This is a genomic window from Arthrobacter sp. Z4-13 (genome assembly GCF_054792705.1).
Genome location: NZ_CP096458.1, coordinates 246,003 through 265,821 on the forward strand (window position 1 = coordinate 246,003; position 19,819 = coordinate 265,821).

Annotated in this window: 18 protein-coding genes; 7 read left to right on the forward strand and 11 right to left on the reverse strand. The window is 63.2% G+C overall.

Annotated features, from left to right (window positions below):
• Nucleotides 1–110: 110 nt before the first annotated feature.
• Nucleotides 111–2,591 carry an OpgC domain-containing protein gene (gene opgC / locus M1E07_RS01210; RefSeq protein ID WP_461186591.1) on the reverse strand — a complete coding sequence of 827 codons (2,481 nt, stop codon included), beginning with the start codon at nt 2,589–2,591 and terminating at the stop codon, nt 111–113.
• Between the two features lie 176 nt (nt 2,592–2,767).
• Between opgC and M1E07_RS01215 the strand changes: the two genes are divergently transcribed.
• Nucleotides 2,768–4,723 carry a glycosyltransferase gene (locus M1E07_RS01215; RefSeq protein WP_461186592.1) on the forward strand — a complete coding sequence of 652 codons (1,956 nt, stop codon included), beginning with the start codon at nt 2,768–2,770 and terminating at the stop codon, nt 4,721–4,723.
• A gap of 296 nt (nt 4,724–5,019) precedes the next feature.
• Here M1E07_RS01215 and M1E07_RS01220 read toward each other — a convergent pair whose 3' ends face one another.
• Together M1E07_RS01220 and M1E07_RS01225 are read right to left on the reverse strand one after the other, a co-directional pair.
• Nucleotides 5,020–5,442, reverse strand: coding sequence for an ATP-binding protein (locus tag M1E07_RS01220; RefSeq protein WP_461186593.1), 423 nt, complete (start codon nt 5,440–5,442; stop codon nt 5,020–5,022).
• Nucleotides 5,435–5,767, reverse strand: a complete 333-nt coding sequence (locus M1E07_RS01225; RefSeq protein WP_461186594.1) for an STAS domain-containing protein — start codon at nt 5,765–5,767, stop codon at nt 5,435–5,437. The genes M1E07_RS01220 and M1E07_RS01225 overlap by 8 nt, the downstream gene beginning before the upstream one ends.
• 561 nt (nt 5,768–6,328) lie before the next feature.
• On the opposite strand from M1E07_RS01225, the gene M1E07_RS01230 reads away from it, so the two are divergent.
• Entirely contained in the window at nt 6,329–7,504 is a 1,176-nt protein-coding gene (locus M1E07_RS01230) for a glycoside hydrolase family 26 protein (RefSeq protein ID WP_461186841.1), read from the forward strand.
• Nucleotides 7,505–7,512: 8 nt separating this feature from the next.
• Here M1E07_RS01230 and M1E07_RS01235 read toward each other — a convergent pair whose 3' ends face one another.
• From M1E07_RS01235 to M1E07_RS01245, 3 genes are all read right to left on the reverse strand, one after another.
• Nucleotides 7,513–7,659: a hypothetical protein gene (locus M1E07_RS01235; protein ID WP_461186595.1), complete on the reverse strand. Its 147-nt coding sequence runs from the start codon at nt 7,657–7,659 to the stop codon at nt 7,513–7,515.
• Nucleotides 7,660–7,670: 11 nt separating this feature from the next.
• Nucleotides 7,671–8,861, reverse strand: a complete 1,191-nt coding sequence (locus M1E07_RS01240; protein ID WP_461186596.1) for a glycosyltransferase family 2 protein — start codon at nt 8,859–8,861, stop codon at nt 7,671–7,673.
• Nucleotides 8,862–9,328: 467 nt separating this feature from the next.
• Nucleotides 9,329–9,715, reverse strand: a complete 387-nt coding sequence (locus tag M1E07_RS01245) for a response regulator transcription factor (protein ID WP_461186597.1) — start codon at nt 9,713–9,715, stop codon at nt 9,329–9,331.
• A gap of 33 nt (nt 9,716–9,748) precedes the next feature.
• On the opposite strand from M1E07_RS01245, the gene M1E07_RS01250 reads away from it, so the two are divergent.
• Together M1E07_RS01250 and M1E07_RS01255 are read left to right on the forward strand one after the other, a co-directional pair.
• Entirely contained in the window at nt 9,749–9,946 is a 198-nt protein-coding gene (locus M1E07_RS01250; protein WP_461186598.1) for a hypothetical protein, read from the forward strand.
• A 135-nt stretch (nt 9,947–10,081) separates the two neighbouring features.
• Nucleotides 10,082–11,308, forward strand: a complete 1,227-nt coding sequence (locus M1E07_RS01255; protein ID WP_461186599.1) for a sensor histidine kinase — start codon at nt 10,082–10,084, stop codon at nt 11,306–11,308.
• Nucleotides 11,309–11,442: 134 nt separating this feature from the next.
• On the opposite strand, the gene M1E07_RS01260 is transcribed toward M1E07_RS01255, so the two are convergent.
• Both M1E07_RS01260 and M1E07_RS01265 read right to left on the reverse strand, forming a co-directional pair.
• Nucleotides 11,443–11,928, reverse strand: a complete 486-nt coding sequence (locus M1E07_RS01260) for a hypothetical protein (RefSeq protein ID WP_461186600.1) — start codon at nt 11,926–11,928, stop codon at nt 11,443–11,445.
• A gap of 271 nt (nt 11,929–12,199) precedes the next feature.
• Nucleotides 12,200–14,233 carry a multicopper oxidase family protein gene (locus M1E07_RS01265; RefSeq protein ID WP_461186601.1) on the reverse strand — a complete coding sequence of 678 codons (2,034 nt, stop codon included), beginning with the start codon at nt 14,231–14,233 and terminating at the stop codon, nt 12,200–12,202.
• Nucleotides 14,234–15,530: 1,297 nt separating this feature from the next.
• Here M1E07_RS01265 and M1E07_RS01270 point away from each other — a divergent pair.
• Entirely contained in the window at nt 15,531–17,627 is a 2,097-nt protein-coding gene (locus M1E07_RS01270) for an Ig-like domain-containing protein (protein ID WP_461186602.1), read from the forward strand.
• An 89-nt stretch (nt 17,628–17,716) separates the two neighbouring features.
• Here the strand turns inward: M1E07_RS01270 and M1E07_RS01275 are convergent, their stop codons facing one another.
• Nucleotides 17,717–18,019: a hypothetical protein gene (locus M1E07_RS01275; RefSeq protein WP_461186603.1), complete on the reverse strand. Its 303-nt coding sequence runs from the start codon at nt 18,017–18,019 to the stop codon at nt 17,717–17,719.
• On the opposite strand from M1E07_RS01275, the gene M1E07_RS01280 reads away from it, so the two are divergent.
• Nucleotides 17,909–18,322, forward strand: coding sequence for an IS1096 element passenger TnpR family protein (locus tag M1E07_RS01280; RefSeq protein WP_461186842.1), 414 nt, complete (start codon nt 17,909–17,911; stop codon nt 18,320–18,322). The two genes, M1E07_RS01275 and M1E07_RS01280, sit on opposite strands and share 111 nt — an antisense overlap.
• Here M1E07_RS01280 and M1E07_RS01285 read toward each other — a convergent pair.
• Both M1E07_RS01285 and M1E07_RS01290 read right to left on the reverse strand, forming a co-directional pair.
• A complete protein-coding gene (locus tag M1E07_RS01285) occupies nt 18,204–18,467 on the reverse strand; it encodes a DUF4386 family protein (protein ID WP_461186604.1) in 264 nt (87 codons plus the stop codon). The genes M1E07_RS01280 and M1E07_RS01285 overlap by 119 nt on opposite strands.
• Before the next feature lie 130 nt (nt 18,468–18,597).
• Nucleotides 18,598–18,876 carry a hypothetical protein gene (locus tag M1E07_RS01290; protein WP_461186605.1) on the reverse strand — a complete coding sequence of 93 codons (279 nt, stop codon included), beginning with the start codon at nt 18,874–18,876 and terminating at the stop codon, nt 18,598–18,600.
• A gap of 347 nt (nt 18,877–19,223) precedes the next feature.
• Between M1E07_RS01290 and M1E07_RS01295 the strand changes: the two genes are divergently transcribed.
• Nucleotides 19,224–19,811, forward strand: a complete 588-nt coding sequence (locus M1E07_RS01295; RefSeq protein ID WP_461186606.1) for a helix-turn-helix domain-containing protein — start codon at nt 19,224–19,226, stop codon at nt 19,809–19,811.
• The last annotated feature ends 8 nt before the right edge of the window (nt 19,812–19,819 follow it).

The following is a 19,819-nucleotide window of genomic DNA, read 5'->3' on the forward strand; positions in this document are numbered from 1 at the left end:
CAGGAAGCAGCGCTGTTGTTGATGTGGCACAGCAATGCTGCTGGTTCGTATGAGTTCTAACGAAATGTGAGAGAAGAAAACCTTTGAGCCCGGGGGCCGGTTTTGTGATTTCAGCGGGGGATGATCCGGAACAGGAACCTGGTCCTGACCATGGCCCACAGCAGGGCCAGGATCACGACGTATGCGGCGGTGTTAAGCCAGATGTCCCCTTGCCGCAGTGCCGGGACGTTCGCGGCGGCGAGGATCAGGAATACGTGAAGGACGAAGACGTAGAGGGTTGCCTGGCCCAGGGGAATGAGGAACCAGCCCAGGGTCTTTTCCAGGGGTTTCCAGTAGGCGCTGAGCAGGGCGTACCCGGCGATGATGACCAGCAGCACGTTCAGCAGCCGGCCCGGCCCGAGGTAGGTGCGCCCGAAGAAGCCGTCGTAGACGGTGCGGAAGGTCTGTTCCGGTAGCAGGGCCAGCCTGACGTCGTAGGCGTTGGCGAAGTACGTGCTGGTCCAGGAGAACAAGGCCAGGGCGGTCGCAAGGAGAATGCACGCCCAGAGCAGCACTCTTTGGCGTGGGTGGGAGAACCAGGCCACGATCTGCCGGCGGTAGTAGCCTGCCACCATGCCCAGGACGAACAGCACCTGCCACACCAGCAGGGGGAAAGAATCCTCGAACTGTGAGGGCAGCAGCCGAAACCGGGTTGTGGTGCCCACTGCATAGAGTCCCAGGCTGATGGTGAGGACCAGCCACCCCCGTCCCCGGCTGAGCGCCACGAGCACCAGCGGGCTGATGGCCAGCAGGATCACGTACAGGCCCATGACGTTGAACTGCCAGGGTCCGAGCTGCAACAGCAACAGTGATGGGATGAGGTAGTCAGGGACGGGGAACTGGAACAGTGCCTCCATGCCGGCGTACAAGTCGTAAGTGGAGCCAACGCCCCCGGCGCCGGTGGCTCCGGTGCCCTGGTCGGTGAAGGTGGTAACGGCGGTGGCGTTCAGGAACGGCAGGCGGCTCAGGGCGAAAATGAGCAGCACGACCGCCAGCGCGGTGAGGTAAATTTTCCATGCCCGCTTGCTGGTCCGGTCCACGACGTCGCCGAGGTTGTCTTTGACGCGGGGCCCGTACACCAAACCCAGGACGGCTCCGGAGAGAAGCACGAACAGTTCAGCTCCGGAGACCACACCGATGGTTTCCTGGGTCAGCAGCTGGAAGAACGAGGTGAGCCCTACATGGTTCACAACGACGAAGATGATGGCCGCCCCGCGCAGCATGTCGATCCTGGCATCGCGGGAGGAATTGCCCGGATAGGCCAACCGCCGCACCGGCCTCCACAGGGGCAGCAGGCACAATGCAAGGGCTGCTGCCAGGCCGGCAGCAGCGGCCGTCCATGCGGCGGTTCCGTCAAGGACGGCGCCGGTGGCAGCCGGCGCGACCCCGTCCAGGGGTGCCTGCTCGAACACCGGGCCGGTTACCAGGCCTGTGTCCTTAATGCGCTGTGCGAAAGCTGCGGCGAGATCGGGCTTGTGCGTGGACCGCCAATCCACTCCGGCTGTTCCCTGCTGGCGTTGCTCGGCCGTTTCGTTCCACACCACGGCTTTGATCCGGTCATATCCGTTGGCGGGTGCGGCCATCACCTGGTCCCACCAGATGCTCTTGATGTCCGCCTCGGAGGCCCCGCCGTCGGTGCCGGGGGTGTAAAAAGCCGCTGTCTCCACCATCAAAGGTTTATCCCGGGCAGAGGCATAAAAGCCGTAGAAGTCCTCTGCGGCAGGCCCGTCCCGGGAGGTGGGGCCGAGCAGCGCCTCGAACTCTCCGGGTTGCGGTACGGTGTTGGGCTCCAAGGTCCCGTCAGTTTTGTCGTGGTACGCGGACAGGCCTACCCAATCGACCACATCGTCGCCGGGGTAGTAGGGGGCGTAGGCGCCGTCATCGAAGTTCCACTCCCCGTTCCCGTCGGTATCCAGTGCCCCAAGAGGTCCGCCCGAGGGTGAGGTGGGCGACGGGTCCCGGAAGGGGTAATCCTCAGCCGCGGTAGGGGACCACAGCATCACAGGTTCCCCCAGCTCGTCATCCATGGCCGCGCCGAGGACGCGGAACGCGTCCCGGTAGGCCTCGGGCTGCTGCCCCCACGGCACCCAGGAGGCATTCATCTGCGGGGCGAAGCGGATGAACACGGTGCCTTCGTAACCCTGGGCCGCGTCAGCTACCTGCGCGGCAAACGCCGATGCCAGAGGGTCATCAACATCTGCCAGGGAAACGTCGGGCCGGACCGTGAGCAGTGCCTGGGCTCCCCGGGCGGCGACCTGGCCAAAGTATGAGCGCAGGAAGCCTTGTTCCTGCTCACTCATCGGCAGTTGCACTGGCCGGCCGTAAAGCGCAGCGGCCGTCCCGAGCCGCTCTTCGTATGCGGCCGGGGAGTCCGTGGACCAATCCAGCAGCGCACCCAGGTAAGGCCCCTCAGTGGTCGGCGGGGGAGTAGGGGACGGGCTGGCGGCCCGGGCGGGAGCCGCCGTGATCAGAAGCAGCGCTGTGAACAGCGGAAGGAGAAGGAGCATAGTGAGCATCGGCAGGGGCGGGAGCCGCCGCGGGTTGGATGTCATGTTCTCTCTCAGGATCACTCGGTGGGTAGGTACTATCCTGCCCTTTACCCGTTGTCCCTGCTTACAAAGCCGCGGATTGGACTACTAGGCTGGTGGCCCTACCGCCGGTCGCCGACGCGGTATGACGCGCGGGGAGCGTATTGGAATTTGTCACCGGTCGTTACAGGAGGGTCAGCGTGCACCGTTTCGTGCTTCGTCTGCTGGTGGTGCTTACGGTAATACTTGGGGTCAATTACGTCGCTTGGCGGTGGCTGGAGTCCTTGAACTGGTCGGCGTGGTGGATCGCTGTGCCGCTCGTCCTCGCCGAGACGTACAGCCTGATTGACGTGTGCCTGTTCGGGCTGACGATGTGGCGGCTGAAGAAGAGGACACCTCCGGAAGCCCCGCCGGGACTGACCGTGGATGTTTTCATCACCACCTACAACGAGCCGATCGAGATGGTGATGGAGACCGCGCTGGCCGCCCAAAAGATCCGCTACCCCCACAAGACCTGGATCCTTGACGACGGGGCCCGGCCGGACATGCGGGAAGCCGCCGGGCAGCACGGCATCGGGTACCTGACCCGCAGCGCCGACTGGACATCCAGCCTTCCCCGGCACGCGAAGGCCGGGAACCTCAACAACGCCCTGATGATGACCCAGGGCGAATTCATGATGATCCTGGACGCGGATCAGATCCCGAAGCCGGAGGTCCTCGACAGGACTTTGGGCTATTTCAACAACCGCAAGGTCGCCCTCGTGCAAACTCCCCAGTGGTTTATCAACGTCCCCGAAGACGATCCGCTGGGCAGCCAGGCGCCGCTGTTTTACGGCCCCCTGCAGCAGGGCAAGGACGGGTGGAACGCTGCGTTCTTCTGCGGCTCGAACGCCCTGCTGCGGCGGGAGGCACTCATGCAGCTTGGCCTTGCCGGTTACGTGGCGGAGGTGGAGCGGAACATCCGCGGCGCCCTGAAAGGGTCCCGAAAAGCGCTCCGACACGCACGCAAATCCACCCAAGCCGCCGATCCGACGGTCGCCCGGCTGCTTGACGAAGTAGAGAGGGCAACAACAAAAGCGACAGGCGACCTGAAGGCCGGGCGGTCCTACAGCGAGATCACCTATGACCTGCGCCGCACCGTGGACGCTGCCGTTGAGGAGCTCGTGGCCGCCGACTTCTCCGCCCTGCAGGCAGACCTCGCCGAAATCCGGGCCATGGACCTGGACGCCGGACACGGCCAGCTCACCCCGGAAGAAGTGGACACGGCAGTGGCGCAGCTGTCCTCGCGGCAATGGTCACCGCTGGGCGCCCTGGAATCTGTCCAGGCGGTGCTGGAAGCAATCTCCGTAGAACGCGGCGACGAGGCTCAGCCGCTCATGCCGCTGGCCACGATCTCCGTTACCGAGGACATGGCCACCTCGATGCGCCTGCACGCGCTTGGCTGGAAAAGCGTCTACCACCACGAAATCCTGGCCCTCGGCCTGGCGCCGGAGGATCTCAAAACAATGCTCACCCAGCGGCTGCGCTGGGCCCAGGGCACCATTCAGGTGCTGCTCCGCGAAAACCCCCTCACCAAGCGGGGCATGAACGGAACCCAGCGGTTGATGTACTTCGCCACTATGTGGAGCTACCTGTCCGGGTTCGCCGCAGTCGTCTATATCGCCGCGCCGATTATCTACCTGGTCCTGGGCATCCTGCCGGTCACCAGCCTCAGCACTGACTTCTTTATCCGGTTCATCCCCTTCATGGTGGCCAACCAGATCCTCTTCGCCTACGCCGGCCGCGGCGCGAAAACGTGGCGGGGCCAGCAGTACTCCCTGGCCCTGTTCCCCACCTGGATAAAGGCCTGCACCACCGCGGCCCGCAACGTATGGTTTGGTCGGCCCCTCGGATTCGCAGTGACACCGAAGGTGAAGCAGGACAACAGCCGTGACTGGCACCTCATCCGCCCGCAACTCATCGCCATGGGACTGCTCGCGGGCGCAGGTTTGATCGGCATGATCCGGCTCGCGATGGGCCTGAACGAACCGCTGGGGACACTCGTAAACGTCGCATGGGTCATCTACGACCTTGTGGTCTTCAGTGTGCTCATCAAGGCCGTCCGCTACGACGGGTACGTCCCAGAGGAAGAGACGGCAAAGTCAACAAAGCGATAAGGGCCGAACCGACCGCGGGCCATGCCCGTTCTCCTCCGCCTTGTTGGCTAGTCCACCGAAATCGAGTCGGCCTATTCCTTCAGCCAGACGCGCAGGTCCGGTCCGTGGTCACCTCGAACAGCCCCGCGGCTTGGAAGAAACGGCGGAATTCCATCGTTACCGCTCCGCGCCCCTGATCGTATCGGGGTAGAAGTTTATGCCCCCGTACTGTCTGATGTGGGATGCGTCTGTTACCTCCTTTGTTCCTGCCGCCTTAGGCGCTACCGGCTAGGGCGGTAGGGGACCAAAAATCTTCATCATTGGCACGAAGTGCGGGACAAAAACCAAGTGTTGGTTCCGTCCTGACGCTCGAACGTGACGGTGGATACCAGCGCCTCGATCAGCGCCAGACCACGGCCGGACTCGGCGTCCTCCCCAGGGACCGCAGGTTCCATCGGCCCGAACGGGGGCTTGGCATAGTACGCGCTGACCCGGGCCTGCAACAGTGTGGGCTGGACCGTGATGTCCACGCCCAGCTCCACGGGTTCCTCCCCGGCCGGCTCTGCGTGTTGGACGATGTTGGACGCGGACTCGATGACCGCCGTCGTGAATGTCATCTGGTCCATGTCCTGGACGAAGGGGACGTCCAGCCAGAGGCTGTCCATGTCATCGTGGACGGATTCAATGGCATCTTCGGCAGCGGGGCCACGGAAGCTGCGCGACGCGAGGACATCAGTCATTGCTGAACGCCTCGTCCGGCGAGGAGTATGCGGTGAGGACCTTGTCCATGCTCGTCAGCTGCAGGACCATCTTGACCTGCGGCTGAACGGCCGCGATCCGGAGGTCCCCGCCGGCCTGGCGGGCGGCTTTGAGGCAGCCGATGAGCGCGCCCAAGCCGGACGAGTCCATGAACGTTGTCTTTCCCAAGTTGACCACAATCCTGTTCGATCCGCCGGCGAGGACGTCGGTAACGAACTCGCGCAGCTTGGGGGCGGAGACCATGTTGAGCCGCCCGTCGGCCGTGACCTCCGCATATGAATCCCGTACCTCGTAACTGAACTCCATCAGGACTCCTTCTCCATAACCACAGCTTCGGCGGCCGATGCATAGCCCTTACAGAGTAGGCGTTAAGAGGAAGGGTTCACGATCACCAGTTGGTGCCGGGGATGGAAATGAGACGCCGATAAATATGATTCGTTAAGCTACGGCAAGAGGGTTGGAACGGCAGGGGAGGGGGTCCCGCTGGTCTGGCTTTCGTAGGTACTGGTAGACCGTCTCCCGGTTGATCCCATATCTCACCGGTGAGAATAGCTCCTTCCAGACGTAGGGACATTCGGCTCGGGACACCACCGGGCGATCACGGTGCGTTTGCTTCCGCGCTCTGATGGGATGCGCTTTAGCCCAGTCCGGTGCCCTGGCTCGCTCTGACAGCTGCACGGCTTCGGGGAATCATCAATCTTGAGCAAAATTCTTGAGGCTTTCGGGGGGAGGGGACTTTAGGATCAGGGAAGTGCCGGCTGGCACCGAACTGACGGCTGCTGGACTGGCAGCCCTGACGATTGTGGGGACGATCGCTTGTTCAAGTTTCTGAAAGTGATTACTGCTGCCCTTGCGGTCTGCGCGGCCTTGACGGTGGCAGGTGTTCAGCCTGTTCTGGCAGCTCCTGCGGCGGCCCAGATTTCGCTTAGCCCTTCGACCGGCCCGGCGGGGTCTGTTGTTGCGGTGAGCGGGACCGGCTTTAAGGTCTCTATGTCGGGAACGATCGTGGCGGGGTCAACGACGTTTGGTTTCCGGACGACGTCGGCCGGTGCCTTCAGCACCTCGATCACCATTCCGGGGACCGCGACCGGAAAGGTCACGGTCTCGGCGAAGACCTCCTCCGTCCAGGCCTCCTCGGTGTTCACCGTGGCTTCGCCGGCGCCTGTGCCCCCGCCTGTCAGCACCGCGAAGCTGGGTTTCGGTGTCGCAACCACGGGCGGTCCGCTGGCAAGCGCGGAGTTGGATGAGGTGTCCCGGCTGGCCGGGGAGAGCCCGTCCAGCGTTTTGTTCTACAAGGACTTCCTCCAGGGGCCGCCCATTAGTGAAATGAACGCGGTCCGGGCCCGGGGTGCTGTTCCCCTGGTGACGTGGGAGCCGTGGGCCTGGGGCGGCGGAGTGGACCAGCCTGCCTACTCGCTGGACCGGATCGCGGCCGGTGACTTCGATGCCCGGATCACTCAGTGGGGCCAGGCGTTGGCCGCCTGGGGGTACCCGGTGCAGCTGAGGTTCGCTCACGAGATGAACGGGGACTGGTACCCGTGGGCTGAAGGGGTCAACGGCAATGAACCCGGCGACTACGTCCAGGCGTGGCGTCACGTGCACGACGTTATGGCCGCCACCGGCGCGTCCAACGTTTCATGGGTGTGGAGCCCGAACGCCCCGTACTGGGGTTCCACTGACCTGGCCGGGCTCTTCCCGGGCGCCGGCTATGTCGATATCGTAGGCCTTGACGGGTACAACTGGGGTACGTCCGCGGTATGGAGCGGTTGGATTTCGCCGCAGGATCTGTTTGCGCCCGGGATCGCACAGTTGCGGTCCCTGGCGCCCGGGATGCCGATTCTTATTGCCGAGACGGCGTCGAGTGAGGCCGGCGGGTCAAAGGCTGCGTGGAACACTGATCTGGTGTCCTACCTCTCGGCCCAGCCGGACGTGGCGGGTTTCGTGTGGTTCCACATGCAGAAGGAAGCTGACTGGCGCATTAACAGCAGCGACGCCTCGGCGGCCGCGTTCAAGTCTGCTCTGGCGGCACGCCGGGCGTCATAGCCGGCTGATTAGGGCCGGGCTGCGGGGTTGCGGCGGACGAGTGCGATCAGCGCTGCGCCGATCAGCATGATGCCCAGTGCCGTGAGCAGGCCTGCTCCAACATTGAGTCCGGTGTAGGCCAGGGCGGCGCCGGAGGCGGGGATGGAGGTGTTCATTCCGTACATTATTAGTTGATTTCCTCTGCTGTATATTGCGCTTCCCAGCGGTCGATGCGCCGCCGGGTGATCTTGGTGGTCAGGACCGCGCACCAGGAGGCCAGGAACCATCCTGAGCGCAGCCACATGAAAATTTCCTGCGGGAAGAAGGCGGCGGCGATGACGATGTCTTTCCAGTCCCGATGCGGTATCCGCAGTGCCCGTTTGATGTCCAGGGCCACGAACAGGACGGGCACGAGCCACCAGAACAGGACCACCTGGAATACGTCCAGAGCTACTGACAGGACGATGACGGCGATCCACAGGAGTTTGAGGAAGACGCCCAGCAGGCCCATGGCCTGCTGGGCCCAGTCCCGCAGGGTGAGGCGGTTGATGCCCAGGCCCAGCAAATCCTCTACCGTGCCGACCTGCCATTTCATCCGCTGGCCCCAGAGCGCCTTGAGGGATTTCATGGAGTCGGTGTAGGCGCGCACGTCGGGTGAAACCTGGCAGACGTAGCCGAGCTCGCGGATCCGGTAGGTCAGCTCGAAGTCTTCAACCTGGGAGGTGTACACCCAGGGCCCTTCCCGGTCGTCCCGGGCAGCGATGTCCCTCAGAACTGCGTTGTTTATGGCACAGCCGGTCCCGGCGAGCACGCTGGTTTTCCCGCGGCGCAGGGCTGTGTCAGTCCACGTGGTGAACTCGGCCTTCTGCAGCCGGCTGAGCAGCCCGGGGTCCTGCATGGTGAACTTGGACGAGGACCCGCCAAGGAGCACACCGGCCTCGCTGTCGAATTCGCGTTCCCAAGCTGTCAGCGCGTTCGGCGGCAGCACGGTGTCGGCGTCCAGGCAGACCACCACATCCGCGTCATAGGCGTGCTCTGCCCAGGCGCGATTCAGGGCCTCGGATTTACGGTGCTCCAGGCGGGGAAGCTCCATCACGGTCACCGGGTACTTCCGCGCTTCCCTTGCAGTGGCGTCGGTGCAGCCGTTGGGGATGACCACAATAAGGTCGGCGGGCCGGCTCTGGACCATCAGGCCGTCAAGCGTCGCTCCGATTGACGCGGCCTCGTTATAGGCCGGGATCAGGACGACCATCCGCAGCCCCGAATCCTTGGTGGGTTGATGCCCGGATTTACCGCGGACCAGCGTCGGTGCTTTTGGTGCGCCCGGGTCAGTGCTTTCACCCTGGTCAAGTGCTGCGGTGGGTGTAGCAACCTGCACGGGGGCCTCCTTCTAGACTTCACAGGTCCCGGTGGGGACCTGGAATCCAGCCAAACAGCGCATTCTCAAATTTCCCGGCCACTATCGATCAAGGCTTTGTCAATAAGCTGACGGGCATCAAGATTCCCTCAACTAAGTGAAATATCAGCTCAAGAAATACGTATCGACGCAGGTCAGCGGTCTATTTGTCCCTAAACTGCAGCGTCGGTGGCAGCAGTGGAGCATAGGTGAGAAGGCCGGAATTATTTTTGGTCCGTCTGGAGGCGTGAGGCAGCAGAAGGAACCTCGTTCAACGAATCGCGCCTCGAGAGGGATCACCCATGCCGGGAGAGCGGGATAGGCGATCGGGGTGAGCCTGCCACACCGGGAACGCGTCCCTCCGATGCACAGGTGGTCAGCCCGTCCTCGTTCTTCCCGGCCCCGGGGCGGTCGGCTCGGGAAGGGCAGGGGGAGCTATCGCAGAGCGGTTAGGTCCCGGTCCCGCCGCGCGGCCGGCGAAGCAATGCATGGATGCGGGCGCGAAGTTCATAGGCCCGGACGGGCTTGCCAAGATAGTCATCCGCACCTGCGACAAGACCCATGACAATGTCTTCCTCCGTACCCGAGCAGGCGATCATGATGAGGTATGCGTCGCTGAATGTACGGATTCTTCGTGCAGCTTCAATACCGTCAAAATCGGGGAGGTCCATATCCAGAATGACCAGGACCGGGCCGTGGTTTTGTATCGTGTCCACGCCCTGGCCGCCGGATGATGCCTGCCGAACCACAAATCCGGATTGCTGAAGAATTTCGGAAAGGCAGGTTCTGAGCTCGTCGTCAGCCTCGACAACAACCGCCACACCCCGAACGGTCATCCGTAATTCCTTTCAGCTACCCACAGTGCGGTGATGAGGATGGTCGAGGCCTCACCATGGCAGTACCTGCTCTGGGTGTATTCCGCTTTGATCGCGATGCCCGCCCCCATCTGTGGGCAGCAGGCATCGCGGACATCACTTATTCGAAGCACCCTGCACCTCGGATGGGTCACCCACCCGGAAACGCTGGAACTGCCCGCGGAACCTGATCGCTCCTGCACCACTTCCTGACGGTTGCGCTCCGACTGCCCGGAAGAGGGGACCGGTACGCTCCTCCCTCTGGCCGGGGCCGCCGCTTCATCCCGCGATGCCCTAAAGACCGGGCGGGTATGATCTCGGAGGGCATCGCAACGGACCGGGGGTTTCATGACAGGGGCAGCAGGACGACTGGCTTTCACTGAGGACGTGAGCCGTGACCTTGAACTGCTGGAGTACGGACTCGACCCGTCCCTTGACTCACCACTGCTGCCCAACGCGGCCGTGATGGATGCACTCCAGAATCTGGTCCGGCTGGCCACCCAGTTGTGCGGCGCACCATTTGGTGTCGTTAACATCATCAGCGCCGGGCACCAGCACCAGATCGGGGCTTGGGGAGTGGACCCCGGGGTATGCTCCCGCGAGGATTCGATGTGCGCCAAAGTCTTCCTGTCCCGGGAGAAAACGATAGTTCCAGACGCCTCGCGGGATCCCCGTTTTGCCGACAGTCCTTTTGTCATCGGGGAGATCGGCAGGGTCCGTTTCTACGCCTCAGTTCCTCTGGAAACGTCCTCCGGGTTCGTGCCGGGGACGTTGTGTGTCTTTTCCGAAGCTGCCCAGGAGCTTAGCCCTAGGCAAGTGGACATGTTGGAGGTTCTCGCCAGGCAGGTCGTGGAGCTATTGGAGCTGCAGCACCGGACCGCCCAGCTCGACCGGGCCTACGCCGAGCTGGAGGAAAGCAACGCCCGGCTCGCCGGGTTCGCCGGCCGTGTCAGCCACGACATGCGCACCCCCTTGACCACGATGCTGGGCTATCTGGAAATGCTGCAGGACGACCCCGAAATTCGCGTTGTCCCCGGGGCCGCAGACGATTTGAACAAGGTCGGCGCGTCCGGGCGCCGCATGCTTGCCATGCTCGAAGACGTCCTGAACTACTCCCGTGTTGGCGGCAAAATACAGCCCGCTTACGTATCCGTCCAGACGGTCGCCAACGAAGTGATGCTGGACCTTGGCATCGCTGACCAGAACATGGTGGACATGCAGGATGTGACCGTATACGCCGACCGGGGGCAGCTGCGTACGCTGCTGCAGAACCTGCTGTCGAACGCGATGAACTACCGCAGCGCCCACCGGGAACTGCGCCTCTGTATCAGCGGAACCGCCAACTACCACGGGGCCACCATTCTCGTGGCGGACAACGGCAAGGGCATCGCCCCCGAAGACTGGGCGAAAGTCCTGGAACCCTTGGTGCGGCTCCGCCGTGACGGCGACGGGCCCGGCACAGGCCCGGGCCTGGCCACCTGCAGCAGTATCGCCAAAGCCCACGGGGGCGAACTTACGCTGTCGGAGACTCCGGGAGGCGGAACCACCGTCGCCGTCAGTTTCCCCGCCGGCTAAGCCGCCAAGCCTCCCGTCATGGCGAGACCCAGACGGCGAGGTTCAAGGATCTTCCGCCGTCCGGCCCACTTGTTACACGAAGGGGCAGCCTGGCCCCTGCTCCTGTGGCAGGAGCAGGGGCGAGGTACCAAGTGCTAGGAGATCCTGCGCTTGCGGAGCAGGACGAGCCCGGCGCCAAGCAACAGCAGGGCGAACGGTACGAGCGAGATATAGATGCCGGCGTTGGCCAGAGCGCTACCTTTGCCGCTAGTGGTGCTGCGGTAGGAAGAGTCCGTGTTGATCACGCCGCCGACGGTGGTGGAACCAGCAGCCGCGATGAAGGTGCCACCGTTACCGGAAGTGCCGGTGCCGGTCGTATCATCACTGGTCCCGTTGCCGTCGGTACCGCCAATATCGGTGCCGGAGTTGCCGCCGGTGCCGGTATCAACAGTGCCGTTGCCGCCGGTGCCGGGATCTACCGTTCCGTTGCCGCCTGTACCGTTGTCAGGGTTTTCCGTGCCGGGGTTCTCGCTACCCGGGTTTTCGGTGTCGGTGCCTCCGTTACTGCCACCAATACCGAAGTCGATATCCACATCAACGCCGGCATCCACTCCGCCGTTACCGCCAGTGCGCAAGTCCATGCCGAGGTCCACAACTGCGCCCGTCCCGCCGGTGCTGCCAGTGGGAAACGTCAGCGTCGGGCAGGGTCCGTCCAGTCCTGGCCGGGAACGTAGGCTCGTGTGATCCTGGGCTCGTTCGGCCCGCCAGGTCCTTTGCCTTAGCACCCGGACTTGGGCCAGCGTGACTTCGGGCAGCTCAATCCCAGCGGCAGCAACAGATTGGAGCGCGAGGCAGCTGCGGAGGGTAAATAGAGCGGACATCACCCCTGTTTCAGCGGCCTCAGGGAGGTAGTCAACGGGTGTCTACCGTGCGGGTGGCCGTGCCGCCGCGGCTGGATTCCACCCTCACGGAGGTTACCTGCTGAGCCGGGCCGGGCTTGGCCGTCAGGGACCAGTTACCGAGCGAGTTGATAGTGGCGGTTCCCAGCTTGGTTTTGGTACCGGCGGGCGAGACCGCGTAGACGGTGACCGAGGTTGAACCGGACGGGACTGTTCCAGCGATCTTGGAGGTGCCCGAGATGGTCATGTCCTTCCTAAGACGGTGCCGGGCGGCGGTGATGGTGAGAACGTCGCTCCGTACCGTCGTGGTTTCTGCTGCCGGCGCCGATTTGGCGGGGGTGGTGGCGGCTGCTGCGGCGTCTGTGGGCTCAGCCGTTGCGGTTGAGCCGGTGCCCCCTGCTGTTTCAGTGGATGCCGCTGCCGGAGCCGCTGCCGCTCCCTGAACCGGTTCGTCCGGGGGGATCGGATGCGGCCGGGACGCCTCGATGGGGTCGTTGGGGTCGGGGTCGTCCGGGCCGAGGCCCACGCTGAACTGGGCCATCATGTCGTGATCCTCGTGCGGGAGGTTGTGGCAGTGGATCATGTACCTGCCGCGGTGGTGCTCAAACTTCATGAGCAGCCGGACCGTCTCGCCTTCGCCAACGTATACGGTGTCCTTTGGCCCGCGTTCATAGTTGAAGGGTGCTTTCCCGTTGCGGCTGAGGATCTGGAAGTCCACCAGGTGAATGTGGACCGGATGGAACCAGCCACCCGAGCTGTTCTCGATTTCCCAGATTTCCACATCATTCAGGTCCGGGTCGGCCAGGACTTTCCTGTAGCCGCTCTCGACCACCTCGTCCCACGTCATGCCGCCGAAGGTCCAGATGTCGCCGTCCCGCTTCACGCGCATGCGCCGGGTCTTCACCGACTCGGAAGTCTTCAGGCTCATGGTGGTGCTCGAGGTGAGCAGTGTCGGCATGACCTTGGCGGCCGGTCCGGACGTATCGACCGGTTCATCGGTCACATCAAAGGCCATGACCCTGCCGGTGTAGTCGTAATCCACGTTGTTCTTGTTGGACGCATTGCGCAGTTCCACGCGCTTTCCTGCAGGGTACTTGGAGAAATCGATGAGGATCTCATAGCGCTCCGCGCTGCTATGCCGCCATGACGTCACCTGCTGGGCCGAGGGCATCAGGCCACCATCCGTGCCGACCATTGTCACGGGATCCCCTGTGCTCAAGGAGAAACGGTAGGAACGTGAAATGGAAGCATTAAGGACGCGGAAGCGGTAAATCCGCCGCTGGACCTTCATAACCGGCCACGGAGCACCGTTTACCAGGATGACGTCACCCCAGAGGCCGGAGTGGGTGTTGTCGTCATAGCCCAGGGAGCCATTGGCGGCGAACATAGCATCAGAAATGGTCAGCGGCACATCAAACCGGCCCTGGGGAAGCAGGCTCCGTTCAACTTCGTCGTGCAGGTGGTAATGGCCCGCCAGCCCGGAATAAACACTTTGCGCAGTGTTGTGGACAGCATGGTCGTGATACCAGAGAGTCCGGGCCGGCTGGAAGTTCGGGTACTCGTAGTCCTTGCATTGGCCAAGACCGGTCAAATCGTTCGCGTACCCGTCGAACTGCGGCAGCGAAGCCGAACCGTGCAGGTGGGTGGAGGTATCGAGCCGGTACCCCCACTGCGGATGGAGCAGCGGCAGCACGTTGTCCATCATCAGAGTGATGCGGTCGCCCTGATTCACCTTGATGGTGGGGCCCGGGAACGTTCCGTTGTAGCCAAGGATTGGAGTGCTCAGCCCCGGCACAATATTCGCCGAGCTAAGCTTCTGCTGAATGCGGTAGTGGTGCCTTTTGTGGCCGTCGGCATCCACCGTTGTCTTTGAGGGCGCAAGCACCGAAGGGACAGTCAAAGTCCGCTGGTACGGCTTGGGCACGTTGCGGGCAGCCAGCCGGCTCGCAGACTTTGCCTCGACCGAGCCCAGTGGCACGGCAAGCCCAAAGGCGCCGATGATTCCGATACCACCTATTTGCAAAACCTGACGGCGTGAAACTGGCATGGACAAAGGGTGCGGGGACCACCCTGCGAAAAGGCTGGAGAAATCCCGGATCCGGCATGTACGGAGAACCGCATAGCCGCTGGCAGGCAACCGGGCTGGGATATCACACCGTCAAAAATGTCGTGCTTTCGCGCCGTCGTCCCAAACTCTGTTAGTGATGGGCATTTCCGCAGTCCAAATCCCTGACGCGCTCCAGCGACGCGCGAGACGAAGTGGGCTGCGTCTTGGAGCGGGGGACTAGGAGGCGCCGGGCGTGGCATCGGTGAGGGCAATTCCGCGCCCGGCGTACTGACCGGAACGAGTTATTGGGGGCTAACTCACCGGCCAGATACGGACAGCTTGCAGCCACAACCTTGAGGAAACCCTTTGGCCCCGACCTTGCAATAGCCCTGCGAACAGGAATCCAGCTCCTAGCCGCTGCGGGGGATGGCAACGGCTGTGGGCCGGGTGTAACCCTTCATCACGGACGGCTTGCCAAGAGTGTGTAGCCTTCGGGCGTCTTGGCAGGTGGTTGCCGGCACATAGGCTGATCCTCAGGTCGGAAAGCCAGTAAGGGGTGCTGTGTGGTGGTACGAAAGCTGATCCATGGCGGCTGGTAACGGCTCCTGGTCATCTAAATACTCAATGTATTGCCGCTTCCGCGCACATCACAGCCGATGGGCAAATCACGGCCAGCCCGTTGGGCCGATTGAAACCAGCAGGCCCAGCACTTACGCCGTCAATCGCCGTCATTGGCTGCGTCGATGAACGTGGACAGCGTCTTCGCTTCGGTATGCAGCAGAAATACTTCATAGGGCTTAATTTGCCCGGCGATTTCAAGGTGGAGGGTGAAGCCATCCTATCCTGCACTGGGGCGCGCGGACCAGTTATCGAGGACCGGTGCTAGGTCATACCCCATCAGAACATAGCGCTCTTGCATGTCCCAGAAGGCCCCGGCATCCATCAGCGTCTTGTGCTCTGCACAGACGTAGGCCTCGTGATGACCAACAGTGAGGTTTTGGGTGCCCGCCACGAATGCGGAGCCCGGATTGGTGCACCGAAGCACTGAACAATTAATCATTAAGGGACGGTATCCACAGGATGCTGGGGGAATCCTTCGAATCCATCTTGGGATTTCCTTGACCTGTCAGGCCCAGTCGGGTTCGGGCTCCCCGCCTTTGATGGGCAGGGGTGCAACCAAGGGCACGGCTACCAAGACTTATGCAAGGTCGTCATTTGATGATTGCGCTGGTTGGGGCAACTACCCCGCCTGGCCTTGAGAGGTACTGGGGGCCATCGCGAGTCCGGAGGAGTCATCATGATCAGGAAGCTTCAATATGCGGCGGGGACCGGCCAAGTCGATCCTCCTCCGCGGCGGCTGGGCGCTAGGGCCGGGCTGGCCTCCGCCGCCGCCGGGGCGCTGCTGGCAGCGGCGCTGTCGCCGCTGGCAGCGGCACCGGCCATCGCTTCCACAGCCGGAGTGGGGCCGGTGGATCCGTCCAACGGTTTTCCGTCCTGGTTTTCTGACGGCACGGTGAGGCTGCAGCTTTGCTACATGGCTGACGCCGGGTGCCTCTCGGAGCCGCCAAACATTGGGGCGCCGGCTTCGTACCCGGACAACTTCCCAGAGGAGGCTTTCTGGTTTGCTGCCGAAGCGGCAGGCGGGAACCTGGGGTTGTATGAAGCGGCACTGGAAGGCGCGCACACCAACGGCGTTGTGGAACCTGGTGAGCAGATGGGCTTCGGCCGGCTCCGGTTCATCGTCGAGAACATCCTTCCCAACGCCTCGTACACGATCACGCACCCTTACGGGGTGAATGTGTTCACCTCTGAAGCGGATCCAAAGAACCCCGCGCTGGGAAGGATCAGAGTCACCCTTGACTCCGGCGTGTGCGCGCCCAGCCCGACCGTGCCCTGCGACTGGGCCGGAGTGGGCGCCGCGTTCCTGGGCGATTACAAGGCCGGCAGCACCGCGACGTTCCTCCGCCAGGTAGGGGCAGCCCCGGGAACCCTGGGCGATATCAACACACCGCGGGCCGTCACGGGAGCGCCCTCGGGCACCAACGCCGTCATTATCGACGGCCCCAACGCCGGTGGCCCGGGAATCAACACCCTCACCGTGAGCACCTTCACCGTCCAGGGGCTAATAGCGGAAGGTTCCGACGGCGCCCCCTCCACACCGGATCTCGCTGCAGTCAGTGACAGTGGACATTCCGCGACGGACAACATCACCAACATCGCGACGCCAACCATGACCGGTACTGCGCCGGCGGGCAGCCCAGCGCCCGTGCAGCTGATCGTTGACGGAGCAGCGACCCCGGTGGCAACCACACTTTCCGGCGGAAGCTACTCCGCCAGACTGGCACCGCTAGCCCCGGGCATCCATAAGATCCAGTCGCGCACCGCAAACCCCGCCTACCTCCCGGACCCCGCAACGGGTCTGGTGCCGGCAGACGTGCCGCAGTACCTCACCTCCCCGACACTGACGTTCACGGTGGACACCGCCGCTCCGGCAGCCTCCGTCACCGCCCCGTTCCCCTCAACACCCACGCTGGATAACACCCCGACACTGAACTTCTCCAGCGAAGCCGGTGCCAAGTTCGAATGCCGGCTGCTGCCCAGCAACTCCACCTGGGACCCCACCTGCGCCTCCCCCAAAACCTGGGATGCACAGGTCAACGGGACGCATGTTTTCGAGGTCCGGGCCAAGGACGCCGCCGGCAACGTCAGCGCCATCGCCAGCCGGACCGTTAGGATCGGCGCCGCCGACACCGTGGCACCCACTGTCGCCAGCCGGGCACCTGCCTCCGGTGCCACCGGCGTCGGTACCGGCACCAACATCACCGCCACCTTCAGCGAATTCGTCCAGGGCATCTCCGGCACCACGCTTACACTCAAGAACGCCGCCGGCACCACCATCCCCGCGACAGTGACCTATGACCAAGCCACCCGGCGAGCAACGCTTGACCCCACCGCCCTGCTCACCCCGAACACCACCTACACCGCCACCCTGACCGGCGGCACGGCCGCAATCCGCGACCTGGCCAACCGGCCGCTGGCATCAACCAGCTGGCGATTCACCACAAGCACCGCACCCACCGTGACCTCCCGGACACCCGGAGTAAATGCCACCGGAGTCCTGAGAACGGCCAACATCACCGCAACGTTCAGCAAACCCGTAAACGGCGTCAGCGCCACCACCTTCACCCTGAAGAACACTGCGACCGGTGCAGCGGTGACAGCCACCGTCACCCGCAACGGAACCACCAACCAGTGGATCCTCAACCCCGCCACCACACTCGCGGCCAGCACCAGGTACACCGCCACCATCACCGGCGGCCCCGGCACCATCCGCGACGTGGCAGGCACACCCCTGGCCACCACCAGTTGGAGCTTCACCACCGGCACCAGCTAAACCACCAGATACCTGAACATTTCACCCTAGGAGGCGAGGAAGGCCGGCACGTGACGGCGGTTTCTAAGAGTCGTTGCAACACCTGCTGGTTAGGTGGTTAGTAGTAACTCACGCAGACGCTCGGCTGGAGTACTCCAGCCGAGCGTTTTGCGTGAACCACACTGAAAATCACTACATTGAATGCGAAAGCGTTTTACGAGTACGACTTTGGTGGCAGCTAGCTTCACCGGCTCGAGCTGGTTGCCCGGCGGCGCGCGGACAAAGATGATCCGCGCCCCCGGCTGGTCGACGGCGCCAAACACGGCCCGCTGGAAGACTCCGGAGGATTTCACGGCTATGAGGGGATCATGGGCGCGTTGGCCGACCCGTCCCATCATGACCATGCCGAACACTCAGCATGGGTGGCCCAGATAACCGGGTCGGCTGAGCCTTTTGACCTTGCATTCCTGGACGTCGCCGCCGTGAACCGGGCGGCACCGGCCGGACAGTTGCCAGGAAGGCTTCCGGCCGGTGATCGCCTGCATGTTGTTCTCCTAAGAGTTCTGCAACGGGGTCTTGGCAGCTTTGGATGCGTGGTCAGGCGGGGAGCGGAGCCGCTTGCGGGGGGACGTGGTTGGTCGTGCGGGGCGTGCGGACGCCGACGAGGAGCAGGTAGAAGACCATCCAGATCTCTGCGGTGCAGTGCACGATGTTGAGGTTGATGAAAATTTGCATCGCGAGTGCGGGAAGCAGGAACGCGAGGACCACGGCCGTCAGGTAGCTGGCGGTGGCAACCATCAGGACGATGCCAAGCGTTTTGGGGAAAAGCCTGGACTTGATGGCCGGGTACCCAAGGGGCACCAGCCATAGTCCGAAGAAGACCTGAGCGGGCTGGTCGACCCGTGATTCGGAAGGCTTTCCGGGCGCCGTTCGGGGCTAACGGAGTGCGGCTCCATCCCGTTTGGGTCCCTGTTCTCGCGCGCTGAGAAAGTCATATCTGCAGTAGATGCTTATGTGAAAGCGGCTGAAGCGTGATCGGACCAACGAAGTCGCGAACGTCGATTTTGAACACCAACATCAGGAGGACGGCGAGGAGAAGATAGCCAAGCGCCAAGGCTGCCCCGACGCTTGTGATGGTTTTCCCCGGAGTCCGCCGTTTCGTCTTTGGGAACTGCTTTGCGTACTCATCTGCGGTTCCGAATTCTGCTGCCGCCGGGGTCCCTGATGCTGCCTGATGAGCCCGCATATCGTCGAGCAGGGCAGGGACCACAAGTTGATCGTCCCAGCTGCGGGCACTCCCCCATACATTCTGGAACGCCGATAACCGTGATTCCGTCAACCTGTTGAGGCTCGGACAAGCTGCGCTGGTGCTCTGTTCCGTCCACAGTTGGGGTCAATTCGGGTTACCCATGGCTGGAATCGGGAGCCGTTGGGGTAGCTCCCTGACAGCAGCAGCGGTGAATAACCCGTCAGGATTGTCCCCGGTTGGGGGCGGGCGGGTACGGACTTCTCCTTCAAATCTAGATCAATTTCGGTTGTTCCCCAGGACCACGAGGAGCCGTGTGTCAGCTTTGGGTGTAGCTGGCCTGGCGGAGCTTGCCACCTATGATGGCTGATATGACCGAACATGTCCGGGAAGAGGTTGCCGGAAAACTCGAGCAGGTAATTGCCGCCCAGCTGCGGCATTACCGCACGTCCCAGGGCCTGTCCTCCGCTGAGCTTGCTGCCCGCACCGGGATGTCCAAGGCCATGATCTCGAAGATCGAAACAGCGAGCACGTCCTGTTCTCTGACCACCCTGCAACGGCTCGCTGACGGGCTGAAAATTCCCGTCACGGCGCTGTTCCGCGGCGCGGACACGGACCGGGACGCCACCTTCACCAAGAGCGGCCAGGGGAGCCTCACCGTCCGCAGCGGTACCCAGCACGGGCACGAATACCGGGTGCTGGGTACCTTGAAGGGCCGCACGGATGCACTGGAGCCAACCTTGGTGACGCTCACGGATGCGTCGGACGTTTTTCCGCTCTTCCAGCACCCTGGTACGGAGTTCATCTACATGCTGGCAGGCAAGATGATCTACGGCCACGGCCAGTACGAATACACCATGGAGCCAGGCGACTCGCTCCTCCTTGACGGTGAAGGTCCCCACGGTCCGCTTGAGCTTCTGGAGCTTCCCATCACGTTCCTCGCCGTGGCCGCGAAGTAGGACGCCGG